The sequence below is a fragment of the Peribacillus deserti genome, from assembly GCF_002863585.1.
Taxonomy (GTDB): Bacteria; Bacillota; Bacilli; order Bacillales; family DSM-1321; genus Paraperibacillus; species Paraperibacillus deserti_A.
The window spans coordinates 40175-64756 of record NZ_PGUY01000045.1 but is presented as its reverse complement, the minus strand read 5'-3'; the positions used below and the strand labels follow the sequence as shown (position 1 = coordinate 64756).

Here is a 24582-nt window from a genome sequence, read left to right as displayed (position 1 = left end):
TCATAAAATCCCGGGATTTTCTTCACAATAAAAGCAGGAGGGATAATTATGAGATTCTTAATGAAGACCATTTTACTTTCAGCTGTTGGAGCAGCGGCTTACAAATACCGGTATCCGATAATGAACCGCATGCTGTCCATGCCGGCAGTGAGAAGCCTTGTGGTATCTACTTCCATGAAGAGTCCGCTGCTTAGGGGCAAGTTTCTTCAAAATATGTTCGAATAACATGGAAAGGGCCCGCCTATTAAAAATAGGTTTAGGGCCTTTTTTATTTTAGGTATAGTTAATACAGGGTATCGTGAGCCCCCGCAAATAGTAAAATAGACAATCAACTGAATGAAAATGGTGTTAAGACCGGGTTGTGTGGGATACAATCGAAGTATGGAGCAGGCGGAAGGGGGAGAAAAAAATGGGGAATCTTGAACAATATTTATTCTGGTCGACTGCAAGGCATCTTATTGAACAGGAACAGATGTCACTGATCTACATGGATACCAATCAGCAAGAGGTCTGGCTGAGGGATTACCGAAAGGGCTCGCCCTATCAAGTGGTTAAACTTGCTCAAAGCGCATTAACCTGGTCAAACGTTTTAAAAAGAGATATTGATCAAACATCTGTGTTTGGTGAAAACAACCGGGGAGTTCTGAGAGTGAAAGAGTTATCCATCTTCACTATATATTTTACCCCGGATTTACCTGTCGATGAATATGACCATCTAATAAATACACCGGCTAATTTCAAAAAAACATATGTACATACTTTTATTTTGGATACGGGATCGCTAAGGGTTAAACTGCCCTTACTGGAGTCTGCCCTTGGATTACAGATTCCTCTAAGGACAGATTTTGGTTCTGTTGATGAAGGTGAGATTCAATATCTAAAGCAGGCAGTTATGCAATCTGCCGGAATGGAAATTAAAAAAGAACAAAAACTTCTTGAATCCGGCCGTCCCTTTTTTACGTATGTGTTTTTGTTTTTACAAATCGCTGCATTTCTTCTGCTTGAACTAAATGGAGGCAGTCAAAATACTCAAACCTTAATCAAATATGGGGCAAAATACAATCCATTAATTCTTGAAGGTGAGTGGTGGAGATTCTTTGTTCCGATTTTCCTCCACATCGGCCTGCTGCATTTGCTGACAAATTCGCTTTCGCTTTATTATATCGGATCTACAGCAGAACGCATCTATGGAAGTACCAGGTTTCTTTTTATTTATTTATTCGCAGGATTTGCTGGTTCACTTGCAAGCTTTCTTTTTAATACATCTGTTTCAGCCGGTGCCAGCGGAGCCATTTTTGGCTGTTTTGGTGCTTTGCTTTATTTTGGACTTCTTCACCCAAAGACGTTTTTCCGTACTATGGGAACTAATATCATTCTCCTGGTGGTAATCAATTTAGGAATAGGCTTTACAGTCCCAGTAGTGGATAATGCAGGTCATATCGGCGGTTTGATTGGAGGTTTTCTGGCTTCGGCCATTGTCAGTATCCCTGGAAAAGTAAAGCTTATTAAACAAGGAGCAGCACTTGCGGCTGCCATCCTCCTTGTGACTTTGCTGCTTCAATATGGATACGGGGAAGCATCAGAATCAGCGGATGAGGAAGTAACTGTTTCATTGGCACAGGAGCATTTAAAAAAGGAAGAATACGACCAAGCGTACCAGATATTAAAGGAGTATACCGACGATCACTCGGCTGCTCCAAAAAGCTATTACTTAATGGCCTTTGTTGAACTGAAGCGGAACCAGACAGAGCTTGCAGAAGAACACTTAAAAATAGCGGTAGAGCAGGATCAGGATTTTCACGAAGCCCATATAAATTTAGCAGTGGTCTATTTAAATCAACAGAGATTAGATGATGCTGAAAGAATGGCTGAAAAAGCTGTTAGTTTACAGCCAGACCAAAAAGAGTACAGAAAAATACTCAAAGAAATTAAAAACTATAATTCACAGACTGGCGAAGGAGTATAGGCGTGCCGTCTTCAGCTGTAAATATGACAAGCAGCTCGCGTTTATTATGATTTAACAGCAATAGGGGAATGGTGCTTCCGAGCGGACTCATTATGGCACCATTCTCTTTTTTGATTCCCAGCACATAATTCTTATATAATCCTTCCCACAGCTTTCCGATGATTTCTTCCTGAACAGACTCAGGGATACCAGTTAGGAATTTGGCACGCTGTACGGCCAGCTCCGTCAATGGAAGCTCTTTGTATCTACTGCGGGGGATTGCAAGCTTTTCCAGTGCCTCATCCCACCCTGAACCGGTAATCGTCTTTTTATTATTGTCGAGAGTTAATTGCCACTCTTTTTGTTCTGCTGTGATTGGAGTTTCAAAAAAATCAAATCCCGAAACCTTGGATAGGACAATATATTTTCGATTTTGGCTCATAGCCTGAGTGCTTGTAATGTCATCTCCTGTATGAATTTCACCGTAATGGAAGGTAATGGCTTCATAAAGGGAACTTTCGCTTAAGGAAAGAGACCTCGACTGATCCAGCTTTTGTGTATTTTCTTTCCATTCCTTCATAATCCCTTGAAGCCGGCCATTTTTATACAGCAGCGATACATCCTGCCTAAGATAAGCTGGTTCGTGAGTTTCTGAATAGGATCTCCATTGCAGTTCATGCCGCTTATCGGATTTTTTATGGGGAATCAGCATGGTATCCGCTGACTGGAATACGGCCCTTTTGTTGATGGGGAAAAATATGATGGTTTCTGTACTTCTTTCACTTTTTATAAAATAGGCTGTTAAACAAGCAGTCATGAAAACCAGCCCGATCATATACCCAAAAAATCTTTTCATAATATCCTCCCTGTTTCAGCATGTTCTACTATATGAATCGGAATGGACAAGTATGAAGGGTAATGTAATACAATATTTTGGCTTGTTTCACGTGAAAGATTAGTAAGCTGCTCTTGTGAGATAAAAAAGCTTCCTTTATACTTTTAATGAATACTAAATATGCTTCAAGAGGGATAAAATGAAAAATTTTTATGATGTTCAGCAATTTTTAAAAAGGTTTGGAACGATTATATACATAGGTGACAGACTTTCGGACTTGGAGCTGATGTCAGAGGAGCTGAGTGAGCTATACCGTTCCCAGCTGATCGAGGTACAAGAATTTCAGGCAGCACTCCTTATTTTACGCCATGAAATTCAAATAGAAAAAGATAGAAGAAAATAAAAAAATAGGGTGATGACAAATGGAAAAATGGCTGGTTGGAGTAGATTTAGGAGGTACAACTACAAAATTGGCTTTTATCAGTTATTATGGAGAAATCATTCATAAGTGGGAGATACCAACTGATATTAGTGATCAGGGCAAGAACATTACCACTAACATAGCTAAAACAATTGACGCTAAATTGGATGAGCTTGGACAACTCAAAAATAAAATTCTGGGAATTGGGATGGGAGCACCTGGACCTGTTAATTCAAGTACAGGGGCCATCTATGAGGCAATAAACCTTGGGTGGAAAGATTATCCCCTGCAGCAGCTTCTTGAGGTGGAGACATCGCTTCCTGCTGTCATTGAAAACGATGCCAATCTGGCAGCATTGGGGGAAATGTGGAAGGGTGCTGGTAATGGTGCGAAAGATCTTGTCTGCATTACCCTTGGAACCGGAGTTGGCGGCGGTGTCATTGCTAACGGCCAGATCGTCACTGGAATAAGCGGGGCAGCTGGGGAGATTGGCCATATTACAATTCTTACTGAGGGCGGAGCTAAATGCAACTGCGGAAAAACCGGATGCCTCGAAACACTTGCTTCTGCAACTGGTATCGTAAGATTAGCAAACGAAGCACTCCTTGAGACTGATGAACCATCAAAACTACGAGATTTTAACGGCTCGTTTACTTCAAAGGATATATTCGACATGGCAAGAGAAGGAGATAAGATCGCTTCGGCAGTCCGTGATAAATTGGCACTGTATTTAGGTCTTGCGGCTGCAAACGTTGCAAATGTACTTAATCCTGAAATCATCGTGATCGGCGGAGGAGTATCAAGAGCCGGCAGCGAACTTCTCGATCCAGTGCAATCATATTTCAAGGAATTCTCATTTACCAGAGTGCGTGAATCCACACATATGGCGATTGCCACACTAGGTAATGATGCAGGCGTGATTGGGGCTGCCTGGCTTGCAAAAAATGCTTTTGGTGAATGATACCTGCCTTAAATGATGATAAACTGCATAGAATAACAAGGAGCTTTCTTCAATAGAAAGCTCTTTATTTTTGAACTTGACTAAATAGTATCAGGTTAGGGATACCATAAATTGGGTAAATAATTTCGGATAGTAAACTGTATTCGCTTTCAGGTTATCAAAGTGAGCACCAGCGGAGGGAGGGAAGAAATGGGCAGCCAGACCAGTAAAAAAACTATGTCGTTTGTTGGGGCAGCGGTCGTAATGCTGTGGCTGAAAACATATATGGTCTATAAAACAAGCTTTGCGATTACAGGGGATAACGTTCTTCAAGAAATTATCCTATTCATTAATCCTCTTGCTTTTTTGCTGTTTGTTTTTGGAAGTTCGACTTTTTTAACGAGAAAGCCGGCAGTCCGTTTTATTCTTGCCTTAAGTTTTATTTTATCCGCGATCCTGTATGCAAATATTGTTTTTTACCGGTTTTTTAATGACTTTATTACCTTTCCGGTCCTATTTCAAGCGAGCAATATGTCCGATCTTGGAAGCAGTGTAACGGAACTTGTCAGCCTCGCAGATATCTTGTACTTTCTTGATTTCATTGTACTTTGTTTGATTGCCTGTTTCAGGCCGGAATTTATCAGGCTGAAGATTTATTCATCGAATGATCGAAAATGGTTCTTTACTGTCTCTGCGGGTATCCTTTTTCTGAATATAGGCCTTGCAGAAGTACAGCGGCCCCAGCTCCTGACTAGAACCTTTGACCGGGAAATTCTGATCAAAAATATCGGAACGTACAATTATCATTTATATGACGCTTTCCTCCAGACAAGATCAACCGCCCAGCGTGCCATGGCTGATGGAAGTGAATTAACTGGCATTGAAAATTATATCCGGTCCAATAAAGCAGAGCCTGACGGGAAATTATTCGGTGCTGCAAAAGGCAAGAACTTAATCGTTATTTCTATGGAATCCACACAGGGATTTGTGATTAATAAAAAGATAAATGGAAAAGAAATTACCCCTTTTCTAAATGACTTTATTAAAGAAAGCTTTTACTTTGATAATCTTTATCATCAAACTGGGCAGGGGAAAACATCAGATGCAGAATTTCTCGTCGAAAACTCCCTTTATCCGCTTGGAAGGGGAGCGGTATTTTTTACAAACCCGCAGAATACATATCATGCTACCCCGGGAATATTAGCCGGGAATGGGTATTATACCGCAGCCATGCATGCAAATAATAAAAGCTTCTGGAATCGGGACATTATGTATAAATCGATGGGCTATAATCGCTATTATCATTTGATGGACTATCATGTAACACCGGAAAACTCCATCGGGTGGGGATTGAAGGATCGGGACTTTTTTAATCAATCTCTGACCTATATCAATCAAATGCCTCGTCCATTTTATGCAAAACTACTTACCCTGACAAATCATTTTCCATTTGTTTTAGATAGGGAAGATAAACTTGTTGACGAGTTTAACTCTAGCAGCAAAACACTTAACCGTTATTTCCCGACCGTGAGATACACCGATGAAGCGCTAAAGCATTTTATTCAGGGTTTAAAAGAGGAAGGAGTTTATGATGATACAGTGATTGTTCTGTACGGCGACCATTATGGGATATCAGAGAACCACAATGAGGCCATGGAACAATACTTAGGCATAAAGATCACGCCTTTTGAAGCCGTAAAGCTGCAAAAAGTTCCAGTCATCATCCATGTGCCGGGAGAAAAGGGGAAAACCATTTCCACTGTATCAGGGCAGGTCGATTTAAAGCCCACCATCCTCCATTTGTTAGGGATAGAGACAGAGGGCTTAGAATTTGGAAATGATTTGTTAAGCCCAGATAAAAAGGATTTTGCTGTACTTCGCAGCGGCAACTTTGTGACCAGGGATTATGTATACACAAAGGGTACCTGTTATTCAAAAAAGACCGGCGAGCCGGTGGAACAAAAGGCCTGCAAACCCTATGAGGAAAAAGCCGACCTTGAGCTCCTATATTCTGATAAAATAATATATGGAGATTTGCTGCGCTTCTTTGGAAACAAAGGCAGCACAGTGAAGAAGTAAAGGGAAGGTGAATCGGCGAAAGCCGATTCTTTTTTTTAACTCTCCTGCCAAAAACGAAGGGCATTTGCTTTCGGCGAGCAGTCTGGCCCGCTTCCTTAAGAAAATTTGACCTCGCTATAATCCACATAGTACCCTGCCCTGACCATGAAATCTTACAGAGCTTTTTTTATAAAAATCCATGATGAATATGAGCGTTTTCCTATATAATGAAGTAAGGAGCTTTACTGTTATTATGCGGGGGTGAAAGGGAGTTGAAGGGTTCATGGAAAAGTGTATGCATTCTGCCGCTCAGTATAAGTCTTATTGCTACAGGCTGTCAATTCAGTTCTTCTGATCAAAAAGAACCTGTGAAAATTCCTAAGGCCCATGGCCATGCCTCGAGTAATCATACGTCCATTCCCAAAAAAATCAATGCCGGCGAAGAACAAATTGACAAAATAGCAGGCTGGATTAACGATGAAGAAATTGTTTTCAGCACCCTTCAGGGTACACAATCCCTTTTAAAAAAAATGAATGTAAAATCTGGGTCACAGAGTATCCTGTATAAAAGTCCATCCGTCATCTCTTCCGTTTACATAAGTCCTGATCAATCAAGATTGGTCATTCACTCATCCCTTTCCAATAAAAAAGCCGAATTACACGTAATCAAAGCAGATGGCAGCGAGCTATATACAATAGCTCTACCATCGACGGAAATTCATATTGCATGGAATCCCTTTAACGAGGATCAGTTTTTGGTCACAACGTTTGCTGAGGATTGGAGCTTTAGATGTTTTGCTGTAGATTCTAAGGAGCAGACAGTAGAGGATGTTAACTCAGCACAGCCCTTTGTTCAATGGCACTCGAATGAGGAATATCTTTATCTTGACTGGGATCAGGAGAAAACTGATAAATCAGCTCCTCTTATGAGTAAACAAATTTCGGGCCAAAGTAAAACAGTGATAAAGAACCGGGTTATTGAGTTCAAGCAGGAAGAAGATGGGCTTGTAACTCTCGAAAACAATTCAAGCGGTGAAGGAAAGTACACTTTTTATGATAAAGATTTAAGAGAAATAGGGTCCTTCAAAGTACCCCTTTTAGAGAGCATGTCAGGCTGGATTCTGCCGCAGACTGATAATGGCAGTAATCATAAATTCGCAGCGGTCATTCCGAATTATAAAAGGGATGGGAACGAAACCTACCAGCTGATCCAATATAATTGGAAAACTGGGAAACGTACAATCATCATAAAAGATTCCCCAAATGAGCCGATCCAGCTTTCTCCTGGGGGTAATTGGTGTCTGATGGGAAACAGATTAGAAAAAATAATTAATCTTGAAACAAAAGAAATCTTTAACCTGCTGTGATACTAGTTAGAAAGAATAAAAAAAACCTCGATAGATTCGAGGTTTTCTTTACTGTGCTCATATTAATGTCCAGCTGGGTAGCCATGATTTAGTACAGTCATGACAGTGAACCATCCAAAGACAGCAACTGAACCTCCAGCAAATATGATACCCATTAAATTTTTGTTTTTAAAAGAACTAAAAAGACCTAATACTGCCAGAATTGTGACTAGCGCAAAAATAATTGGTAAACCCATCTTTTAAACCCCCTTGTTGTTTATGTGAGAAGATCTAAACTAGCTGTCAATGTCCCAATTGACGGTAATTCTACTAAAAATATGTAGAGAAAATTGCATTCGATATTATTTTAATGGTTTTTCAAATATTTGTCGAGGTTAAATCATACACTTTCGAAAGCGTTTGCTTGATGTTGGAATACAGGTGAACGCATACTCATTTCCTCATTCTTATGCTTTTTTGCTAGGAATAAAAGCTAACACCCATAACTTACTGCGGCTTCAATTTCTTGCATTTTGTTTTTGGCATGTTTAATGTTAAAGATAAACAGTTACATTGCGGAGGATGATTACAATGAAATGGTTTCAGCTGCCTTTGGGAAGCTTTCAGGCAAACTGTTATATATTAGTCAATAGACAAAAAGAATGTTTGATATTTGATCCGGGAGATGAATCCCAAAAGCTTATACAGTTTATTACTGAAAAAGAGCTGACACCAAAAGCGGTCTTATTGACCCATGCCCATCTGGATCATATCGGAGCTTTGGATGATATTAGGAAGGAATATAAAATTCAGGCATATATTCATGAGAAGGAAGCAGATTGGCTCATTGATCCAAGTTTAAATGGATCAAAATTGTTTACACCGAACAGTCCACTCAAGCTAAACCCGGCAGAAAATATCATGAAGGGAGAACAAACACTGTCGGTTAAGGGCTTTGACTTTGAACTGATTGAAACACCGGGACATTCACCTGGGAGTGTATCCTATTATTTTAAAGAGCTGGGCGCTGTATTTTCTGGAGATGCCTTATTTAGCCGGAGCATCGGAAGAACGGATCTTCCAGGCGGTAACCATAAACAGCTGATACAAAGCATAAAAACAAAGCTTCTGACTCTGCCTAACAATACAATCGTTTTATCAGGTCATGGACCTTCGACAACGATCAGAGAAGAAAGCAGGGAAAATCCGTTTCTGGTATAGAATGTAAATCTATCGGGGGAAATTATGCTTCATTTAATTAAAAATAAAATTCTCGAACATGAAAACGGGCTTCTTACATTCAGCGAATTTATGGAAACGGCACTGTATGACCCTGAGTTAGGGTACTATATGAAAAGTATGGACAAAATCGGGAAGGGCGGGGACTTTTATACTTCGGTCAATCTTTCAGATGTACTGGGTACCTTGTTAGGAAAGTGGTTTTGCAGCCTATTTAACTCACATGGCTTACATCCTGTAATCTGTGAGCTTGGCGGAGGAACAGGGAAGCTCGCGCGCCATATATTAAACACGATACGGAGAACTGATCCCGTCATGCTTCAACAGACAGAGTATATCATCGTGGAAACCAGTCCCTATCATCGAGAGCTCCAGCGCGAATGTCTAAAATCCTTCCCAAATGTGAAGGTGTTCAGCACCATAGAAGAAGCTGGGCAGATAGAAGGCATTGTTTTTTCAAACGAGTTTTTCGACGCATTTCCTGTGCATATTGTTGAGAAACATGATGACAGACTGTTTGAGGTAATGGTTGGCTGCAGCAGCAATGGAAATGAACTGATTGAAAAGCTTGCCCCGCTAAACAATAGAGAAATCATAAACTACTTAGAAAGAGAGAACCTGATCTTAAAGAATGAGCAGAGATTAGAAGTACCGCTGTCGATGGCAGCTTATTTGAAAAAGATAGCTGAAATCTTATCAAAGGGTTTAATGGTTACTGTTGACTACGGATATACCCACGAAGAATGGCTGCTTCCACAGCACAGAAACGGCAGTATCCGAGGGTATTACAGACATGAAATGATCGAGGATGTCCTTTCCAAGCCGGGAGAAATGGATATTACTTCCCATATCCATTTTACTGCGTTAAGCAGCAGCTTAGGACGCATGGGATTCCGGCATGAAGGGCTGCTGAGGCAGGATGAATTTCTCCTGAAGCTTGGAATTTTAAAGGAGCTGGAGGAACATTATGACCCTAACCCCTTTTCTGAGATAAGCAAGAGGAATAGAGCCATTCGGAATCTGTTAATTCCAGGGGGCATCAGCTCATTCTTCAGGGTCGATATACACTCTAAAGGCCTGACAGACATTTTTCTGCCTGTGACCAAATGATATGAATATACATGATAAAACCCATGAAACCTAGTTTCATGGGCTATGTATGTGTATTAATGTCCGCCGGCTCCAGGTGTCATCATAAAAGTTGTCCAGTAAGTAAATCCGGCGAAAAAGACGGTAAGGTATGCACCAAAAACATAAATGTACATGCGTTCTGATAATTTTAAATAACTTAATAAAACAAAAAATCCAGTTTGACCGAAAAATAGCATAGCTGCTGTGTGCATGTCTCCCATATAGAAGAAAATTGCGAAGATACCTGTCCAGAAGCCAAGGACTCTAAACATACGCTCCATTTGTTCCCCTCCTTTGTTGTAACAGTATTATCCTAAATTATTATAAATTAACAAGATATTGAATGTAAAGAATAGTTTGCCGCCTAATCCGGTAATGCATCGGGAAGAATGAAAGCAATTACATGTGCTAGGAGGATAGTGGGGAATTTATAGGCGGGAACAGCAAACGGCGGAAAAAAGAGGGACTATGGCGGAAATAAACCTCTGCGAAGGCGGATTTAATAAAATGACCGCGGAATTATTGCCGGCGGTGGCGGAAAAATTATAGAATGTCAGCGTATCACGGACAACTTGCAGGATTTAGGTCTGGAAATTCTCATTTCCTATGGTAAGGCTGCTTGTAAAAAGAAACGTATCACGGACATTTGCCTTATATTTAATAATAATGAAGCTGCAAGGTGACGAGCCCCTGTCTTATGCTTCAAGACTATCTTTACACAATCAGAAGCAGAAAAAGCACGTGTGAGGCGATAAGAGAAGGTAAATATTTTAAAAAATATGGAAAATGAAGAAGGAAATTGATAGCTCGTGTCGAATTAAAATAAAAGGCTGTTATCGAAAACTTTGTTGTTTTTGAACAAGGGGGTTGATTTCCACTACAGGATGCTCGCGGACCTTAGGGGCGGGCGCTGAGCCTCCTCGGCTTCGCCTGTGGGGTCTCACCTGATAGAAAAGCGGAGGACGGTGCTTTTCGAGAAAAGATCCATCCAAAAGCTGAATGATGATCTTTTCTTAAGTAGAGGCAAAACACTAAAAGAAAAGCAGACACCTGATAAAGAAGACTTGCTGATTGGCAAGCGATAGCGAAGACAGAAGCTTAGTCGCCCTTATGCGTTAGCCCGGCATAAGACGAGCGGCAGTGAAAGGCCGATTTTGCCTTTTAATGGCGATTGGCTTATGACCGAAGGTGTCAGTCCGGAGCTGGACAATACCCGCTGCTCCCGCAGGAGTCTCGCACCTTACGTTCCAATCAACCTGTTTAACAATAGGGTAGGTTCACCGAACTATTAAAAAACAACAATCTTTTAGAAAAGAGCCAAATAAAAAGAAAGGAAGGTGGTATAATTGGAGCCTATTGAAATAACAGCCGATCGGATTTTAACCGCCGGCTTACGGCAGCAGGCCTCAGACATTCATATTATTCCCCGGAAAGATGACTTCCAGGTCCAGCTTAGAATCGCAAATAATCTCATTCCCCATGAAGCACTTCCACACAAACATGCACAAAAGCTTCTATCACATTTTAAATTTTTAGCATCGATGGATATTGGTGAAAAACGAAGGCCGCAGAGCGGTTCATTCTCAGTAACGATTGATAATAAACAGGTTGGCTTGCGATTTTCAACACTGCCGACTGCAAACACTGAAAGCTTAGTAATCCGCCTCATTCCCCAACAGCACATTCTTCCGCTAAATCAAATGTCGTTATTTCCAAAGACAGTCTCTAAACTGATGGCATTATTGAAACATTCCCATGGATTGCTGATTTTCACAGGGCCTACCGGCAGTGGAAAGACAACGACCTTATACTCCCTATTAAACCATGCCTCCGAATTCATCAACCGAAATGTAATCACGCTGGAAGACCCGATTGAAAATTACTCTGAACAGGTCCTCCAGGTCCAAATCAATGAAAAAGCAGGAATTACTTATTCGGTTGGGTTAAAAGCCGCATTGAGGCATGACCCTGATATCATCATGGTAGGCGAGATCCGTGATGCCGAAACAGCGAAAATTGCTGTCCGGGCTGCCCTTACAGGCCACCTTATTCTTTCCACCATGCATACACGGGATGCAAAAGGGGCGGTGTACAGGTTATTGGAGTTCGGGGTTTCCTTGCAGGAGGTACAGCAGACACTTATTGGAGTAACAGCACAAAGGCTGCTGGAGCTTTCATGCCCGAACTGTGGAGGCACCTGCCAAAGAACCTGCAGCAACCGTTATAAAACAAGAGCAAGCGTGTATGAACTTTTATGCGGGAAGGACCTGGCAAAAGTATTTGCGGAAGCGAAAGGGGAGGGAAGCTCCAAAGACTACCGCATATTGAAAGATGAAATCAATAAAGCAGTAGCACTTGGGTATGTACAGGAAAAAGAGTTTTACCGGTGGGTGTATGAATATGAAAGCCAGTAAATGGCCTGTAAGAGAACAGGCAGGTTTTTTAATTGAGCTGGGCGAGCTGCTAGAACTGGGTTATTCATTATCTCATGCCCTTTCTTTCGTACAGTTGAATAAGAATAGAAAAAGAGCAGGAGACATAGAGTATGCGCTTAAGCTATTAAAAGACGGAAACCCTTTTTATTCCGTTCTTGAAGCACTAAAATTCCAGAAAAACATGACTAGCTTTGTCTTTTTTGCGGAACAGCACGGAATGCTTTCTGAGAGTTTGAAAGAATCCGGTAACTTCTGGCTGAAACGAAGTGCGGAGGCGGAAAAAATGAAAAAGCTCGCACTGTATCCGCTGTTTTTGCTCGTTTTTGTTACGCTCGTATTTTACGGGTTTGATTCCTTGCTGCTTCCCAAATTCGAAACTTTATTTACATCGATGAACCCTTCAGGAAATACGTACCTCATGATGATTTCTTCTTTCTCTCATTTCCTCAAAAAGCTCCCGTTGGTTTTTTCATTGCTGCTCCTATCAACAGGTCTTATTTACCTTCTCTGGTTTAGAAAACTCGGGCCTCTTCAACAAATGTCTATTAAGCTGAAAATTCCTATAGCTGGACGTTTTATCCGGATTTTCAATACACAGTTCTTTGCCAGCCAGCTCAGCGGTCTTCTTGCTGGAGGGCTTTCTATCAATGAATGCTTTTATTTATTCTCCGTATCAGGCCAGCAGCCTTTTTACCAGCGGGTTTCTGAAAACATCCAAAACGAATTAACAAAAGGGAGATCTCTGGGAAGTATTTTAAGCATGATGCCTTACTTTGAAAAGAATTTAGCCAGTATAACTGCAAGCGGCCAAAAGTACGGAAAACTGGACCAGGAGCTTGCTTATTACAGCAAAAAACTTCTTGCACTGCTGGAAGAAAGGATTGAGTCTTGCTTAAACGTTGTGCAGCCCGCGCTTTTTGCTATTGTTGGCATATTAATCATCAGCATTTACATGGCCGTTCTGCTGCCGATGTATTCTTTATTAAACAGTTTATAAAGGAGTTTTGTTATGAATGAAAAAGGATTTACATTGATAGAAATGATGATCGTCCTCTTAATCATTTCTGTCCTCTTAATCATTACCATCCCTAATATCACAAAAAATCAAACCACTGTTCGTTCTAAGGGATGTGATGCCTTTCTAAAAGTTGTAGATGCCCAAATTCAGGCATATGAACTCGACAATGACAAGCTTCCAGAAACCATAGATGTGTTAGTAACTGAGGGATACTTAAAACAAAAGTCCTGCCCGAATGGAAAGGCAGTAACTATAGGAGTAAACGGTGAGGCAGCCGAAGGAACATAAAAGTAGGACTAGTAATGAAAAAGGCTTTACTCTCATCGAATCGCTCTTTGTACTCTCGATATTCCTCATGATTATTACAATCTGCTTTCAGCTCAATTTTACATCTCACCAAGAGTTTAAAACCAGGTTATTCCTCAGGCAGTTTACTAGTGATATACAGTACGGCCAGCAATATGCGATCAGCAACAGCACACTTGTGTTTATCACCATAGATACAAATGGACATGCGTACACAGGGTCAACGCCTGCAGGGAGAGTATTTAGAAAGCAGATCCCTAGAGATATTGACATTCTCCCAGGGACCATGGGATTAAAGTTCCACTTTGTTCCTTCAGGCAATATCAGCAAGGCAGGAGTGCTTTACGTGATCCATGGCAAAAAAACAAGCAGGATTCATTTTATGCTTGGTAAAGGAAGATTTTATATCAATGAAGGATAATGGATATATTTATGCAGAACTCTTAGCCGCTCTATTGGTTCTTTGTTTTATTATTTCATCCTGTATCCCGTTATATGTTCAAATAAAAACAGATAGAAAAAATGCATATTTGTACATGACTGCCAGGCATGTTCTAGATGAACAGCTTTTAAGCGTGAAATCCCGAGGAACTGTGAAGGAGGGAGCTATTGTAAAGGATGATGTGGGATTCTTCATTTCTTGGAAGGAAAACCCTGATTTCCCCTTATATTATATGGGCTGTATACAATATACGAATTTAAAGCAAAAGAGAGTTGAACTTTGTGACCTGGCGAAAAAATGAAAAGGGCTTTACGTTGATTGAAATGCTGCTATCACTTGTTATTCTATCAACAATATCTTCCTTAATCCTGACAGGAGTCGTTTTTCTAAAGAAAGACCTTGAAGTGAAAAGCATAGATAAATTAGAATGGGAAATCTTTTTACATCAGGTCAATAGGGATGTAAGAACATCAAACACACAAATAGCATCGGGAAGCACATTAACCCTTTTCGTAAAGGAAAGAGCAATCACAATTGAAAAGTACCAGGACAAAATTAGAAGAAGAGTTGATGGGTCTGGCCATGAGATTCTTCTGCAAAATGTGGGTGCGTTCAATGTTAAACAAGGTGAACAAGGCTTAAACCTGGAAGTGAAAGATAAATATGGCGGCCAAGTCCAAGCATTCCTAGTACCAATTAAAAGGAGTATAGTTCCGTGAGGAATCAACGCGGTATCGCATTTCCTATGGTATTGATCTTTGCTGCTGTGTTTTTGATGGCACTCACAGCAGCTGTAGATATATTTATTACCGAAAAGAAATTTTATTATGAAAGTGCTGAGAAGCTTAAGGCTGACTATATCCTGAGGCTGGGCGTAAATGAAATCCTGGAAATGATTGCTAAGAAGGAACAGACGGCAGCGGGATTTTTATTTTATCTCCATGGGGATTTATTTTACGAGATAAATAAAGAGGGCGATTACATTCATAATGTACATGTTTATATTTCTACGAAACAGAATCGGAAAATGGAAGCTATTTTTAAATATGACTCTCTTCAGCAAAAGATGATAGAATGGATAGAAATATAGCTTGAGGTGTAAAAATGAAGGCAATATACATTACAGGGTTCATGGGGTCGGGTAAAACAACAATAGGGCTGATGCTTGGAGAACTTACAGGTCTGCCTGTTTATGATTCCGATCAGGAGGTTGAACGTTCTGAAGGGAAACCTATTTCACAGATTTTTGCAGATAAGGGTGAAATCTACTTTCGGCAGAAAGAAAGTGAAGTGCTAAAGACGCTCCCGGTGGAGGATTCTATCGTTACAGTCGGCGGCGGGACTGTGTTAAGTGATGAGAACAGACAATGGATGAATGAAAAAGGAACGGTCATTTATCTTGACTGTGATATAGAGGAGATCGAAAGACGGCTGCAGCATGACACCGCCCGGCCATTGATAGCTGGTGATAGAAGAGCGCACATGAAAGAACTTTATCAACAGAGGCTTCCTATCTATCTTCTGGCACCTGTTACCATTTCAACCACTTACAAATCGGCAGAAGAAGTCTGCAGGGAGATTGTAGAACGTATAAAAGATCGTGTGTAGGACATACTGGGTAAAGGGTGGTAGGTAAATGTCTACAAATGATCTTATAAAATATGTTACGCAGCAGCTCGTCTTGTTTTATGACCAGCCTAAGGAACAAAGAAAATCTAAACGGCTGGAGAAGAAGCAGGCAAAAACTTCTCTTTCATACAATTTGTTTGGGTTCATTCCTTTATCCCTTTCTATGTTGTTTAAAAAGAATTAAAGATAGTAGAAGAAAGCAGCCCTTGACACCAATGAGGGCTGCTTTCTTTTTAATTGGCTGTTTTCGCAAACTTTGTTGTTATTGAACAAGGGGGTTGATTGGAACGTGAGGATGCTCGCGGACCTTAGGGGCGGGCGCTGAGCCTCCTCGGCTTCGCCTGTGGGGTCTCACCTGTCCCGCAGCTCCCGCACAGAAAAGCGGAAAGCGGTGCCTGCCCAACATATAAATATTAAAAGATTAGTGTTAATCCCAATAGATATAAAGTTGCAAACAAAGTGGCAGGCAGAGACCCGACAAGCATAAGACGAGCCGGCTGTGGGGAGTGCTTTTCTCTCCATAGACGGATTGGCTTATGACTCGAGGGTCTCAGCTTGTAGCTGGATCAAGGAGTCTCGCACCTTTCGTTCCAATGAACCTGTTTAACAATTAGGCAGGTTCACAGAACTTATAAACAACAATCTTTTAGAAAAGAGCCTTTTAATTTGATGATCCAGCATTTATATGGCGGTTTCGCTTAAATAGAACAGCCCGCCGTTAATTACTTTAATGGAAATTCTCGGTTCATACTGTTCACGAAGTGCTTCTTTTTCTGTTTCATAGCTTTCTCCTTTTTCCTGGTCTTGGTAAAAATTCTCCAGCAGCTCCAGGTCATTCTGCCATCTCGTAAACGCCTCTTCTGCCCAGGAGTGGTCTTCAAAGGACAAACTTGTACGGATATGGCTGTCCAGTCTTGAGATCCCGCTTTTTGGCATAATGAGCGGAGAAAGCGTATAGGTGTAATCCGGGATTTTGGGAGTAACTGACAGTGAGAGTACCCGATCATGAAATGCTTCATGAATCTTTCCGGAAATAAGATTCAGGCCAAGTGATAGGAAAATGTCTTTCTTTCGGTTGCATTGAAACGAGACTTTTACATTCAACCCAATCCAGGGGTACAAGGGGTTCTGCTGTGCCTTGTTTGTACAGTCCTCAAAAAGCCTGATATAGCTTGAGAGCTGTTTCGTCGTTTCAAATATTTGATGCAGTCTCGGAGACCCGAAATGGATGAATTCACCTTTTATATCATCAGGAGCAAGATCTGGCTCTGTAATAAAGGTTAATTTTCCTGGATTTGGCTCACCGCCTGTTTTTTCAAGATAATGCCAGTAAAACGGACGATTCATTAAAAGTTTATCCTGGGCAATGGTTAACTGAACAACAAAATAGCCTGGATGGCTTTCCACGATCTCACAATCATTGGACTTGAAATACTGGATTAAGAATTTATGAATTTCCGCTTGCTGCATTCATCTCACCCTTTTTAATATCCTGGGCAAAAGAGATCATGGAAGAAAGGTTCTCCATTTTTATTTTCATTTCGCCCTCGGTTTTAGAATGTCCTACCACGTCTATCAGGTAATCCTCTATCTTTCCGATATCGAGTCTGGTCAGTATATCATCAAGTTCTCCGACGACTCGTTCAAATAGCTGGATTTTGTCATACAAGAGCTTAAGAATGTGTTCTTCCACTGTATTTCTTGTTGCAAAATTATAAATCATTACATCATGTTCCTGGCCCAGCCTGTGAACACGCCCAATCCGCTGTTCGAGCCGCATAGGGTTCCAAGGCAGGTCGAAATTGATCAAGTGGTGGCAAAATTGAAGGTTGATACCTTCTCCTCCTGCCTCTGTAGCAATGAGAACTTGGAACTGTTTTTCGAAAAGATCCTTCATCCAATCCTTTTTTCCCCGTTTAAAACCACCGCGGAATGGAACGGAGCTGATTCCGTTCGTTTTTAGAAACCATTGCAGATACATCTGTGTGGCTCTGTATTCAGTAAAGATAATCACCTTATCATCAATCTTTTTAATAAGCTCGAGTGCCTTCTCGGCTTTCGAATTTTGTTCAATTGAATCTATAAGGGCATATATCGGTTTCAATTTAGTTTCATAAAAGGCATCAGGGTCTTCCGTCTTCTGCAGCATTTTTTTGAGAGTATAAAAAACGGACTCCCGGCTCGAGCATGCTTCCCTTTGAAGTGTGAGCGTTGAAAAAGCGCTGCCGACTGATTCATTTGCATACGGTCTGAAAGCCGATACGGCATCGTATAATGCGCGTTCCTGTTCAGTGAATTCAATCAATACTGTTTCTACATGCCTCTTTGTCCACTCAATTCCTGTATCCGCCCGCCGGTTTCTGATCATTACTTTGTTCACAAGCTCTTTTAAGCGCCCGTCTTCATTTAAGTCCCGCTTTTTCCCTTTGAACTTTTCAGCAAAGAGTGATGCGTTTCCTAAGTGCCCGGGCTTTAATAAGGACACTAAGTGAAAAATCTCATCTACCCGGTTCTGAATCGGAGTTGCTGTCAGAAGCAGGCAGAATTTCTTTTTAAGGCTCTGAACAAATTCATAGTTTTTTGTTTTATTGTTTTTTAATTTGTGAGCCTCATCCACTATGATAAGGTCGTATGCCTGCTGAAAAATAATATCCCGGTGCGGCTGCTTCTTTGCTGTATCAATGGAAGAAATGACTACATCATAAGCTTCCCACACATAGCTTTTCCGCTGTGCGACCGCTGGAATATGAAACTTGCTGTTTAATTCGTAGGCCCATTGAGAAACGAGAGAAGCGGGCACGAGGATTAATACCTTTTTCACTAATCCCCTAATCATGTATTCTTTCAGGATCAAACCTGCTTCAATGGTTTTCCCCAGACCCACTTCATCGCCTAATATAGCCTTGCCGTGCATATTTTCGACTACCTCTCTGGCCGCTTCCAGCTGATGGGGGAGAGGCTTCAGCTGCGGCAGATGTTTTGGAGCCTGCAGTCCTTCAAATTCCGGCACGACTAAATGTTTTTCAACTTCCACGGCAAGCTTATACAGCTCCCAGTTTGCCCAGGGACCGTCTGATTGAATCTTATTCAATAACCCTTCTTCCCACCCGGAATCAAATTCAACGCGGATTTTCATGATCTTGACCTCCTTGAAAGTCAAACGTTCGTATTTTTACGAAATAGGCCCATGATATAAAAATAAATTAAATAAAAAACGGTTAAATAACGAACTATATTTTATTTATTATGTTTTGGAAACGGTTTTTTGCTTATTTGATAGAAAAAATATATTGCAGAAATATAAATTTTAATGATAGGATGTAACTAGCTTTCAAAGTATTAAAATTTATCATACTTTTCACTTATGCATTATCTTTGTAATAGTATGGCCATAAATGAATTTAATATAAGCGGATGAACGCAAGGGGAGAGACTGTTAAGAAAACAGCGCCGAAGGAGCAAACTTATTGTAAGTGAATCTCTCAGGCAAAAGAACTCTTGCTGGACGCGGCTCTGGAGAGTGTTTGAGCACACCACGCTTAAACCACCAAAGGGGAAAGCCTTTAACAGGGTAAACTTTCAGGTAACAGGACAGGGAAATGGCGTTGTTAGACGGCATTTCCCTGTCTTTTTTTGCGGATTAGGAGGTTGATATCCTAACCCTGAAGAAAAACAGCTGATTTAACCTCTTTTATCGGAGTATAAATCAAGTTCTTCTTACCTGGCTTTGAAAGCTGGTAATCATTCGCTTTTAGGGGGTAATTTTTTGTCTGAGTTAAAAAGAACGCCGTTATACGAGGTATATGCGGAATACGGAGCAAAAACAATTGATTTTGGGGGCTGGGATCTGCCTGTCCAATTTTCAAGCATTAAAGAAGAGCATGAAGCTGTCAGAACCAAAGCAGGCTTATTTGATGTTTCTCATATGGGAGAAATTGAAGTCAAAGGTCCTGAATCTCTGGCATTTTTGCAGAAGATGATGACAAATGATGTTTCTAAACTAAAAGACGGCGGTGCCCAATATACCGCGATGTGCTATGAAAATGGCGGTACTGTTGATGACTTGATCGTTTATAAAAAAGCGGATGATGATTACCTGCTTGTTGTGAATGCAGCAAACATACAAAAAGATTACGAGTGGCTGAATGAAAACTTAACTGAAAAATGCGAACTGAATAATATATCAAGTAACATAGCACAGCTTGCCTTGCAGGGCCCAAAAGCAGAAAAGGTCCTCCAGAAGCTGGCACCTAAACATAACTTACACGAAATCGGTTTCTTCAAATTCAAGGAAAACGTGGAGCTGAACGGTGTACCTGCCCTGGTTTCCAGGACCGGTTATACAGGTGAAGACGGCTTTGAAATCTACTGCAGCAGCAATGACGCCGTGGAGCTATGGAAAGAAATCTTAACGGCCGGAAAAGAAGAAGGTGTACTCCCAATTGGCCTCGGAGCCCGGGACACTCTGCGGTTTGAAGCAAATCTAGCTCTTTACGGACAAGAGCTTTCTGCAGATATCACTCCTATTGAAGCGGGAATAGGCTTTGCTGTTAATATAAATAAAACAGAGGATTTTATCGGAAAGTCTGTTTTAAAAGACCAAAAAGAAAATGGGGCGCCCCGTAAACTGGCCGGTATTGAGATGATTGACCGGGGAATTCCGCGCCATGGGTATCCAGTATATGCAGGCAGCGAATTGATTGGGGAAGTTACAACTGGGACTCAATCGCCCACACTAAAGAAAAATGTTGGCCTTGCGCTTGTAAAAAAAGAATTTGCAGAACTTGGAACTGAGGTTGAAGTTGAAATACGTTCCAAACACTTGAAAGCCAAAGTAGTGCCGACACCATTTTATAAAAGACCAAGAAACTAAGCAGGAAAGGGGAAATTTCTATGAAGCATCGTTATTTGCCAATGACAGAACAAGATAAAGAACAAATGCTTAATGCAATTGGTGTTGATTCTATAGATGAATTGTTTCAGGATATTCCTGAGAGCGTCCGCTTTAAAGGTGAGTATAACATTAAACCGGCAGCGCCCGAATCTACGCTATTGAAGGAATTGACCAGGCTGGCTTCCAGAAACGCTGATCTAAAGCAAAATACTTCCTTTCTAGGAGCTGGTGTATACGATCACTACATTCCAACTATTGTAGATCATGTTATATCCCGTTCAGAATTTTATACGGCGTATACTCCGTATCAGCCTGAGATTTCACAGGGAGAGCTGCAGGCCATCTTTGAATTTCAGACCATGATCTGTGAACTGACAGGTATGGATGTAGCGAACTCTTCCATGTATGACGGAGGAACTGCTTTAGCTGAGGCTGCAATGCTGAGTGCAGGGCAAACGCGCCGCAAAAAAATCCTGATTTCTGCTGCTGTACATCCTGAGACAAGAGACGTTGTAAGAACCTATGCAAAGGGACAATATATCGAAGTTATTGAAATCCCATATGCAGATGGAATTACAGATTTGAATGCTCTTAAGGAGCTTGCTGGGGATGACATCGCGGGCGTAGTCGTTCAATATCCAAACTTTTTTGGAAGAATTGAGCCTCTTAAAGAGATTGAGGAAATCGTCCATGCTCATAAATCCATGTTTATTGTATCCAGTAACCCCGTTGCACTTGGAGCGCTCACGCCTCCTGGAAAGTTCGGTGCCGATATCGTAGCCGGGGATGCCCAGCCATTCGGTATTCCAACGGCTTTTGGCGGTCCACATTGCGGTTACTTCGCGGTTACGAATAAGCTTGTTCGTAAAGTTCCTGGCCGCTTAGTCGGACAGACGGTAGACGAAAACGGCAAAAGGGGCTTTGTTCTTACTCTGCAGGCCCGTGAACAGCATATCCGCCGTGATAAAGCTACCTCAAATATCTGTTCGAATCAGGCATTGAACGCACTGGCGGCTTCCGTTGCCATGACGGCATTGGGCAAAAAGGGTGTAAAGGAAATGTCTGCAAGAAATATTCAAAAAGCACATTATGCTAAGACTCAATTTAAACAAACCGGCGTTGAAGTAGTATTTGATGGACCAGCTTTCAACGAATTTGTCATTAAACTTAACAAGCCTGTGAGTGAGGTCAATCAGAACCTTATACGTAATGGAATCATTGGCGGCTATGACTTGGGCAGAAGCTATCCTGAGCTTGAAAATCATATGCTGATTGCTGTAACGGAATTAAGAACAAAAGAAGAAATTGATACGTTTGTTAAAGAATTGGGGGATGGCGCATGAGCAACCATGATCAAGACCAACCATTGATTTTTGAACTAAGCACACCCGGAAGAATCGGGTACAGTTTGCCGGATCTTGAAATAGATGAAATCAGCCTGGACAGCATCGTACCAAACGAATATTTAAGAGAAGAAGAGGCAGAGCTTCCAGAAGTATCGGAGCTGGATATCATGCGTCATTATACGGCTCTTTCTAGAAGAAACCATGGCGTGGATTCCGGATTTTATCCGCTTGGTTCCTGTACAATGAAATATAATCCAAAAATAAATGAGGCAGTAGCCCGTTTTAATGGCTTTGCACATATTCATCCGCTGCAGGAAGAAAGCACGGTTCAAGGTGCCCTAGAGCTGATGTATGATCTGCAGGAGCATTTAATTGAAATAACAGGAATGGATGAAGTTACTCTTCAGCCTGCTGCTGGTGCTCACGGGGAGTGGACCGGATTAATGATGATCCGCGCCTTCCATGAGGCAAATGGGGATACAGCAAGAACCAAAGTCATTGTACCCGACTCTGCGCATGGCACTAACCCGGCTTCTGCCACTGTCGCTGGATTCGAAACGGTTACCGTTAAGTCAAATGAAAACGGCCTGGTGGATCTTGAAGATCTTAAACGTGTGGTTGGACCGGACACAGCGGCATTAATGCTGACAAATCCAAACACACTTGGGTTATTTGAAGAAAACATCTTGGAAATGGCACAAATTGTGCATGAAGCAGGCGGAAAGCTATATTATGATGGAGCGAATCTAAACGCTGTTCTCTCTAAAGCACGCCCAGGGGACATGGGCTTTGATGTTGTGCATCTAAACCTCCATAAGACATTCACCGGTCCTCACGGCGGCGGCGGTCCTGGTTCAGGACCTGTAGGGGTCAAAGAAGACTTAATTCCTTTCCTTCCTGCGCCGATTGTAACGAAGAAGGGTGGAGCCTTTACACTGGATTATGACCGCCCGCAGACAATTGGCCGGGTTAAGCCTTATTACGGAAACTTTGGAATCAACGTACGTGCCTATACGTACATCCGGACAATGGGTCCAGATGGCTTGAATGCTGTTACCGAATATGCCGTTTTAAATGCAAATTACATGATGAGACGTTTATCTTCCCATTATGATCTGCCATTTGACAGGCATTGTAAGCATGAATTCGTACTGAGCGGGAAGCGTCAAAAGAAATTGGGTGTAAGAACACTGGATATTGCGAAAAGACTGCTGGATTTCGGATACCATCCGCCAACCATTTACTTCCCATTAAATGTTGAGGAATGTATCATGATTGAGCCGACCGAAACAGAGTCGAAGGAAACGCTTGATGCATTCATCGATGCCATGATCCAGATAGCCAGGGAAGCAGAGGAGAATCCTGAAATCGTTCAGGAAGCTCCGCACACAACAGTCATCAAACGCCTTGACGAAACACTTGCAGCACGTAAGCCTGTGCTTCGATATAGAAAAGAATCATAAGCAATAGGAAAGGCAGCTCTATCGTTAGAGCTGCCTTTTTGGTGTGAAAGTTTGCACCTGACTTCCTAGCCGTAAAATCCCCTGCCATTTATTTTGACAGGGGATTAACAGTATCAGCCTTTAGTTTTAATCTTTCCGCCCCACTGCTTAAAGCCGCCTTTTAAATGGCTGAGGTCTTTGTATCCCTTTTTGGAAAGCATCTGTGCTGCACGCCCGCTTCTGATACCGCTTTGGCAGTATAGATATACAGGCTTGTCCGGACGGATCTCCTTCAAACGCATCTTCATCTGTGTCATTGGAATGTTTCTCGCACCAAGAATGTGGCCAGCTTCGTATTCATTCGGCTCACGGACATCAATAAGCTGAGCCTTTCGATACCCTGAGATAAACTCTTCCTGAGTCAACGTTTTTAATATACGCTTTTGGTTAAGCCACATTATTAATGTATAGATAATAAAGGCACCAAGAATAACCAGTAAGAAGTATATAGTAGTCAATATTCAAACCCCCTTTTACACTGAAAGTCCAGCAATTTTAATTATATAATTGATAGACTAAAGAATCAAAACTAATTTTGATAGTACGCTTTATAAAAAAAATGTCATTAATATTTTTGTTTTTCCTAATAAATTGTTATTCAATGCCGGATTTTGACGGCGGTCATCAATCGGGCTTTTTCGATCAGTAATCCGCTGCACCCGCTTATTCCTTTCCCTCAATCACAAGCTCTGGTCCAATTTGTTCAGGGGCTGCACTTCATTGATTTTGGCTGCATAAACCCCTCGATATAAGATGGCTATCTCCCTAAATAAAGCAGTAAAGTCAGATATAGTTATTTTCCTGCTATTTTTGGAAAATCGATTCTTCATAAAAAAATATATTTTTTTATGGTTTATTTGTTGACTAAGTATGGACTACAAGGATATCAAGGGGTTCAGGAACCGATTATAAAAGCAAACTGTAAAACTGTTTAAAAACCGTCAAAAACTGATATTAATCAACATCATTCTCGTTATTTCGCATGATTTTTACGAGATTATCGGTTTGACAAAATTGTCGTCTTTTGACCCTGATACCATATGTAGTATGTCGAAAATATTATAAGACCTATATATTGATTATTTGGGTTTGTAT

The 24582-nt window shown here is 41.3% G+C and carries 26 protein-coding genes and 2 riboswitches; of the genes, 20 read left to right on the top strand and 6 right to left on the bottom strand.

Going from position 1 to position 24582, the window contains the following annotated elements; translation table 11 throughout:
• Positions 1 to 48 precede the first annotated feature (48 nt).
• Both CUU66_RS24245 and CUU66_RS14705 read left to right on the top strand, forming a co-directional pair.
• On the top strand, positions 49 to 225 hold the full coding sequence (locus CUU66_RS24245; RefSeq protein WP_180955296.1) for a hypothetical protein: 177 nt from the start codon (positions 49 to 51) through the stop codon (positions 223 to 225).
• A 184-nt stretch (positions 226 to 409) separates the two neighbouring features.
• Positions 410 to 1966: a rhomboid family protein gene (locus tag CUU66_RS14705; RefSeq protein ID WP_101643463.1), complete on the top strand. Its 1557-nt coding sequence runs from the start codon at positions 410 to 412 to the stop codon at positions 1964 to 1966.
• Here CUU66_RS14705 and CUU66_RS14700 read toward each other — a convergent pair.
• Positions 1929 to 2801 carry a hypothetical protein gene (locus CUU66_RS14700; protein ID WP_101643460.1) on the bottom strand — a complete coding sequence of 291 codons (873 nt, stop codon included), beginning with the start codon at positions 2799 to 2801 and terminating at the stop codon, positions 1929 to 1931. The two genes, CUU66_RS14705 and CUU66_RS14700, sit on opposite strands and share 38 nt — an antisense overlap.
• Positions 2802 to 2979: 178 nt before the next feature.
• Here CUU66_RS14700 and CUU66_RS14695 point away from each other — a divergent pair, with 178 nt between their 5' ends.
• From CUU66_RS14695 to CUU66_RS14680, 4 genes are all read left to right on the top strand, one after another.
• Positions 2980 to 3183 carry a YqgQ family protein gene (locus tag CUU66_RS14695; protein ID WP_101643458.1) on the top strand — a complete coding sequence of 68 codons (204 nt, stop codon included), beginning with the start codon at positions 2980 to 2982 and terminating at the stop codon, positions 3181 to 3183.
• A gap of 19 nt (positions 3184 to 3202) precedes the next feature.
• Positions 3203 to 4162 carry an ROK family glucokinase gene (locus CUU66_RS14690; protein ID WP_101643456.1) on the top strand — a complete coding sequence of 320 codons (960 nt, stop codon included), beginning with the start codon at positions 3203 to 3205 and terminating at the stop codon, positions 4160 to 4162.
• 189 nt (positions 4163 to 4351) lie between these two features.
• Positions 4352 to 6220 (top strand): LTA synthase family protein, encoded by a 1869-nt coding sequence (locus CUU66_RS14685; protein ID WP_257968011.1) that lies wholly within the window; start codon positions 4352 to 4354, stop codon positions 6218 to 6220.
• A gap of 251 nt (positions 6221 to 6471) precedes the next feature.
• Positions 6472 to 7566, top strand: a complete 1095-nt coding sequence (locus CUU66_RS14680) for a hypothetical protein (protein ID WP_101643454.1) — start codon at positions 6472 to 6474, stop codon at positions 7564 to 7566.
• Between the two features lie 62 nt (positions 7567 to 7628).
• Here CUU66_RS14680 and CUU66_RS14675 read toward each other — a convergent pair whose 3' ends face one another.
• The gene (locus tag CUU66_RS14675) at positions 7629 to 7802 is read right to left on the bottom strand and encodes a DUF2759 domain-containing protein (RefSeq protein WP_101643451.1); all 174 of its coding nucleotides are present in this window, start codon (positions 7800 to 7802) and stop codon (positions 7629 to 7631) included.
• Positions 7803 to 8136: 334 nt separating this feature from the next.
• Here CUU66_RS14675 and CUU66_RS14670 point away from each other — a divergent pair, with 334 nt between their 5' ends.
• Positions 8137 to 8766 carry an MBL fold metallo-hydrolase gene (locus tag CUU66_RS14670; RefSeq protein ID WP_101643449.1) on the top strand — a complete coding sequence of 210 codons (630 nt, stop codon included), beginning with the start codon at positions 8137 to 8139 and terminating at the stop codon, positions 8764 to 8766.
• A 24-nt stretch (positions 8767 to 8790) separates the two neighbouring features.
• A complete protein-coding gene (locus CUU66_RS14665) occupies positions 8791 to 9894 on the top strand; it encodes a class I SAM-dependent methyltransferase (RefSeq protein ID WP_101643447.1) in 1104 nt (367 codons plus the stop codon).
• Positions 9895 to 9950: 56 nt separating this feature from the next.
• Here the strand turns inward: CUU66_RS14665 and CUU66_RS14660 are convergent, their stop codons facing one another.
• Positions 9951 to 10196 (bottom strand): DUF2626 domain-containing protein, encoded by a 246-nt coding sequence (locus tag CUU66_RS14660; RefSeq protein WP_101643444.1) that lies wholly within the window; start codon positions 10194 to 10196, stop codon positions 9951 to 9953.
• A 1065-nt stretch (positions 10197 to 11261) separates the two neighbouring features.
• Between CUU66_RS14660 and comGA the strand changes: the two genes are divergently transcribed.
• From comGA to CUU66_RS14615, 9 genes are read left to right on the top strand one after another with little or no spacing between them, the layout of a single operon-like run.
• On the top strand, positions 11262 to 12329 hold the full coding sequence (gene comGA, locus CUU66_RS14655; RefSeq protein ID WP_101643442.1) for a competence type IV pilus ATPase ComGA: 1068 nt from the start codon (positions 11262 to 11264) through the stop codon (positions 12327 to 12329).
• Positions 12316 to 13347, top strand: a complete 1032-nt coding sequence (gene comGB, locus CUU66_RS14650) for a competence type IV pilus assembly protein ComGB (protein ID WP_180955295.1) — start codon at positions 12316 to 12318, stop codon at positions 13345 to 13347. Before comGA ends, comGB begins: the two co-directional genes overlap by 14 nt.
• Before the next feature lie 12 nt (positions 13348 to 13359).
• Complete coding sequence (gene comGC, locus CUU66_RS14645; RefSeq protein WP_101643438.1) at positions 13360 to 13656, top strand: competence type IV pilus major pilin ComGC; 297 nt, start codon at positions 13360 to 13362, stop codon at positions 13654 to 13656.
• Positions 13634 to 14095, top strand: a complete 462-nt coding sequence (comGD, locus tag CUU66_RS14640) for a competence type IV pilus minor pilin ComGD (RefSeq protein ID WP_101643437.1) — start codon at positions 13634 to 13636, stop codon at positions 14093 to 14095. Before comGC ends, comGD begins: the two co-directional genes overlap by 23 nt.
• Positions 14085 to 14417, top strand: a complete 333-nt coding sequence (locus tag CUU66_RS24240; protein WP_101643435.1) for a hypothetical protein — start codon at positions 14085 to 14087, stop codon at positions 14415 to 14417. The genes comGD and CUU66_RS24240 overlap by 11 nt, the downstream gene beginning before the upstream one ends.
• Positions 14398 to 14835: a competence type IV pilus minor pilin ComGF gene (gene comGF, locus CUU66_RS14630; protein WP_180955294.1), complete on the top strand. Its 438-nt coding sequence runs from the start codon at positions 14398 to 14400 to the stop codon at positions 14833 to 14835. The genes CUU66_RS24240 and comGF overlap by 20 nt, the downstream gene beginning before the upstream one ends.
• Positions 14832 to 15206, top strand: a complete 375-nt coding sequence (gene comGG / locus CUU66_RS14625; RefSeq protein ID WP_101643432.1) for a competence type IV pilus minor pilin ComGG — start codon at positions 14832 to 14834, stop codon at positions 15204 to 15206. Before comGF ends, comGG begins: the two co-directional genes overlap by 4 nt.
• A gap of 14 nt (positions 15207 to 15220) precedes the next feature.
• Positions 15221 to 15724, top strand: coding sequence for a shikimate kinase (locus tag CUU66_RS14620; protein ID WP_101643430.1), 504 nt, complete (start codon positions 15221 to 15223; stop codon positions 15722 to 15724).
• Positions 15725 to 15752: 28 nt separating this feature from the next.
• Positions 15753 to 15929 carry a YqzE family protein gene (locus CUU66_RS14615; protein WP_101643428.1) on the top strand — a complete coding sequence of 59 codons (177 nt, stop codon included), beginning with the start codon at positions 15753 to 15755 and terminating at the stop codon, positions 15927 to 15929.
• A gap of 497 nt (positions 15930 to 16426) precedes the next feature.
• Here CUU66_RS14615 and CUU66_RS14610 read toward each other — a convergent pair whose 3' ends face one another.
• A complete protein-coding gene (locus CUU66_RS14610) occupies positions 16427 to 17215 on the bottom strand; it encodes a YqhG family protein (RefSeq protein ID WP_101643426.1) in 789 nt (262 codons plus the stop codon).
• A complete protein-coding gene (locus CUU66_RS14605; protein WP_101643423.1) occupies positions 17193 to 18881 on the bottom strand; it encodes a DEAD/DEAH box helicase in 1689 nt (562 codons plus the stop codon). Before CUU66_RS14605 ends, CUU66_RS14610 begins: the two co-directional genes overlap by 23 nt.
• Positions 18882 to 19159: 278 nt before the next feature.
• Positions 19160 to 19253: riboswitch (glycine riboswitch) on the top strand.
• 3 nt (positions 19254 to 19256) lie between these two features.
• Positions 19257 to 19342, top strand: a riboswitch (glycine riboswitch).
• A gap of 169 nt (positions 19343 to 19511) precedes the next feature.
• Between CUU66_RS14605 and gcvT the strand changes: the two genes are divergently transcribed.
• From gcvT to gcvPB, 3 genes are read left to right on the top strand one after another with little or no spacing between them, the layout of a single operon-like run.
• Complete coding sequence (gene gcvT, locus CUU66_RS14600; RefSeq protein WP_101643421.1) at positions 19512 to 20618, top strand: glycine cleavage system aminomethyltransferase GcvT; 1107 nt, start codon at positions 19512 to 19514, stop codon at positions 20616 to 20618.
• 20 nt (positions 20619 to 20638) lie between these two features.
• The gene (gcvPA, locus tag CUU66_RS14595) at positions 20639 to 21982 is read left to right on the top strand and encodes an aminomethyl-transferring glycine dehydrogenase subunit GcvPA (RefSeq protein WP_101643419.1); all 1344 of its coding nucleotides are present in this window, start codon (positions 20639 to 20641) and stop codon (positions 21980 to 21982) included.
• Positions 21979 to 23448 (top strand): aminomethyl-transferring glycine dehydrogenase subunit GcvPB, encoded by a 1470-nt coding sequence (gcvPB, locus tag CUU66_RS14590; protein WP_101643417.1) that lies wholly within the window; start codon positions 21979 to 21981, stop codon positions 23446 to 23448. The genes gcvPA and gcvPB overlap by 4 nt, the downstream gene beginning before the upstream one ends.
• Before the next feature lie 113 nt (positions 23449 to 23561).
• Here the strand turns inward: gcvPB and CUU66_RS14585 are convergent, their stop codons facing one another.
• On the bottom strand, positions 23562 to 23945 hold the full coding sequence (locus tag CUU66_RS14585) for a rhodanese-like domain-containing protein (RefSeq protein ID WP_101643415.1): 384 nt from the start codon (positions 23943 to 23945) through the stop codon (positions 23562 to 23564).
• Between the last annotated feature and the right edge of the window lie 637 nt (positions 23946 to 24582).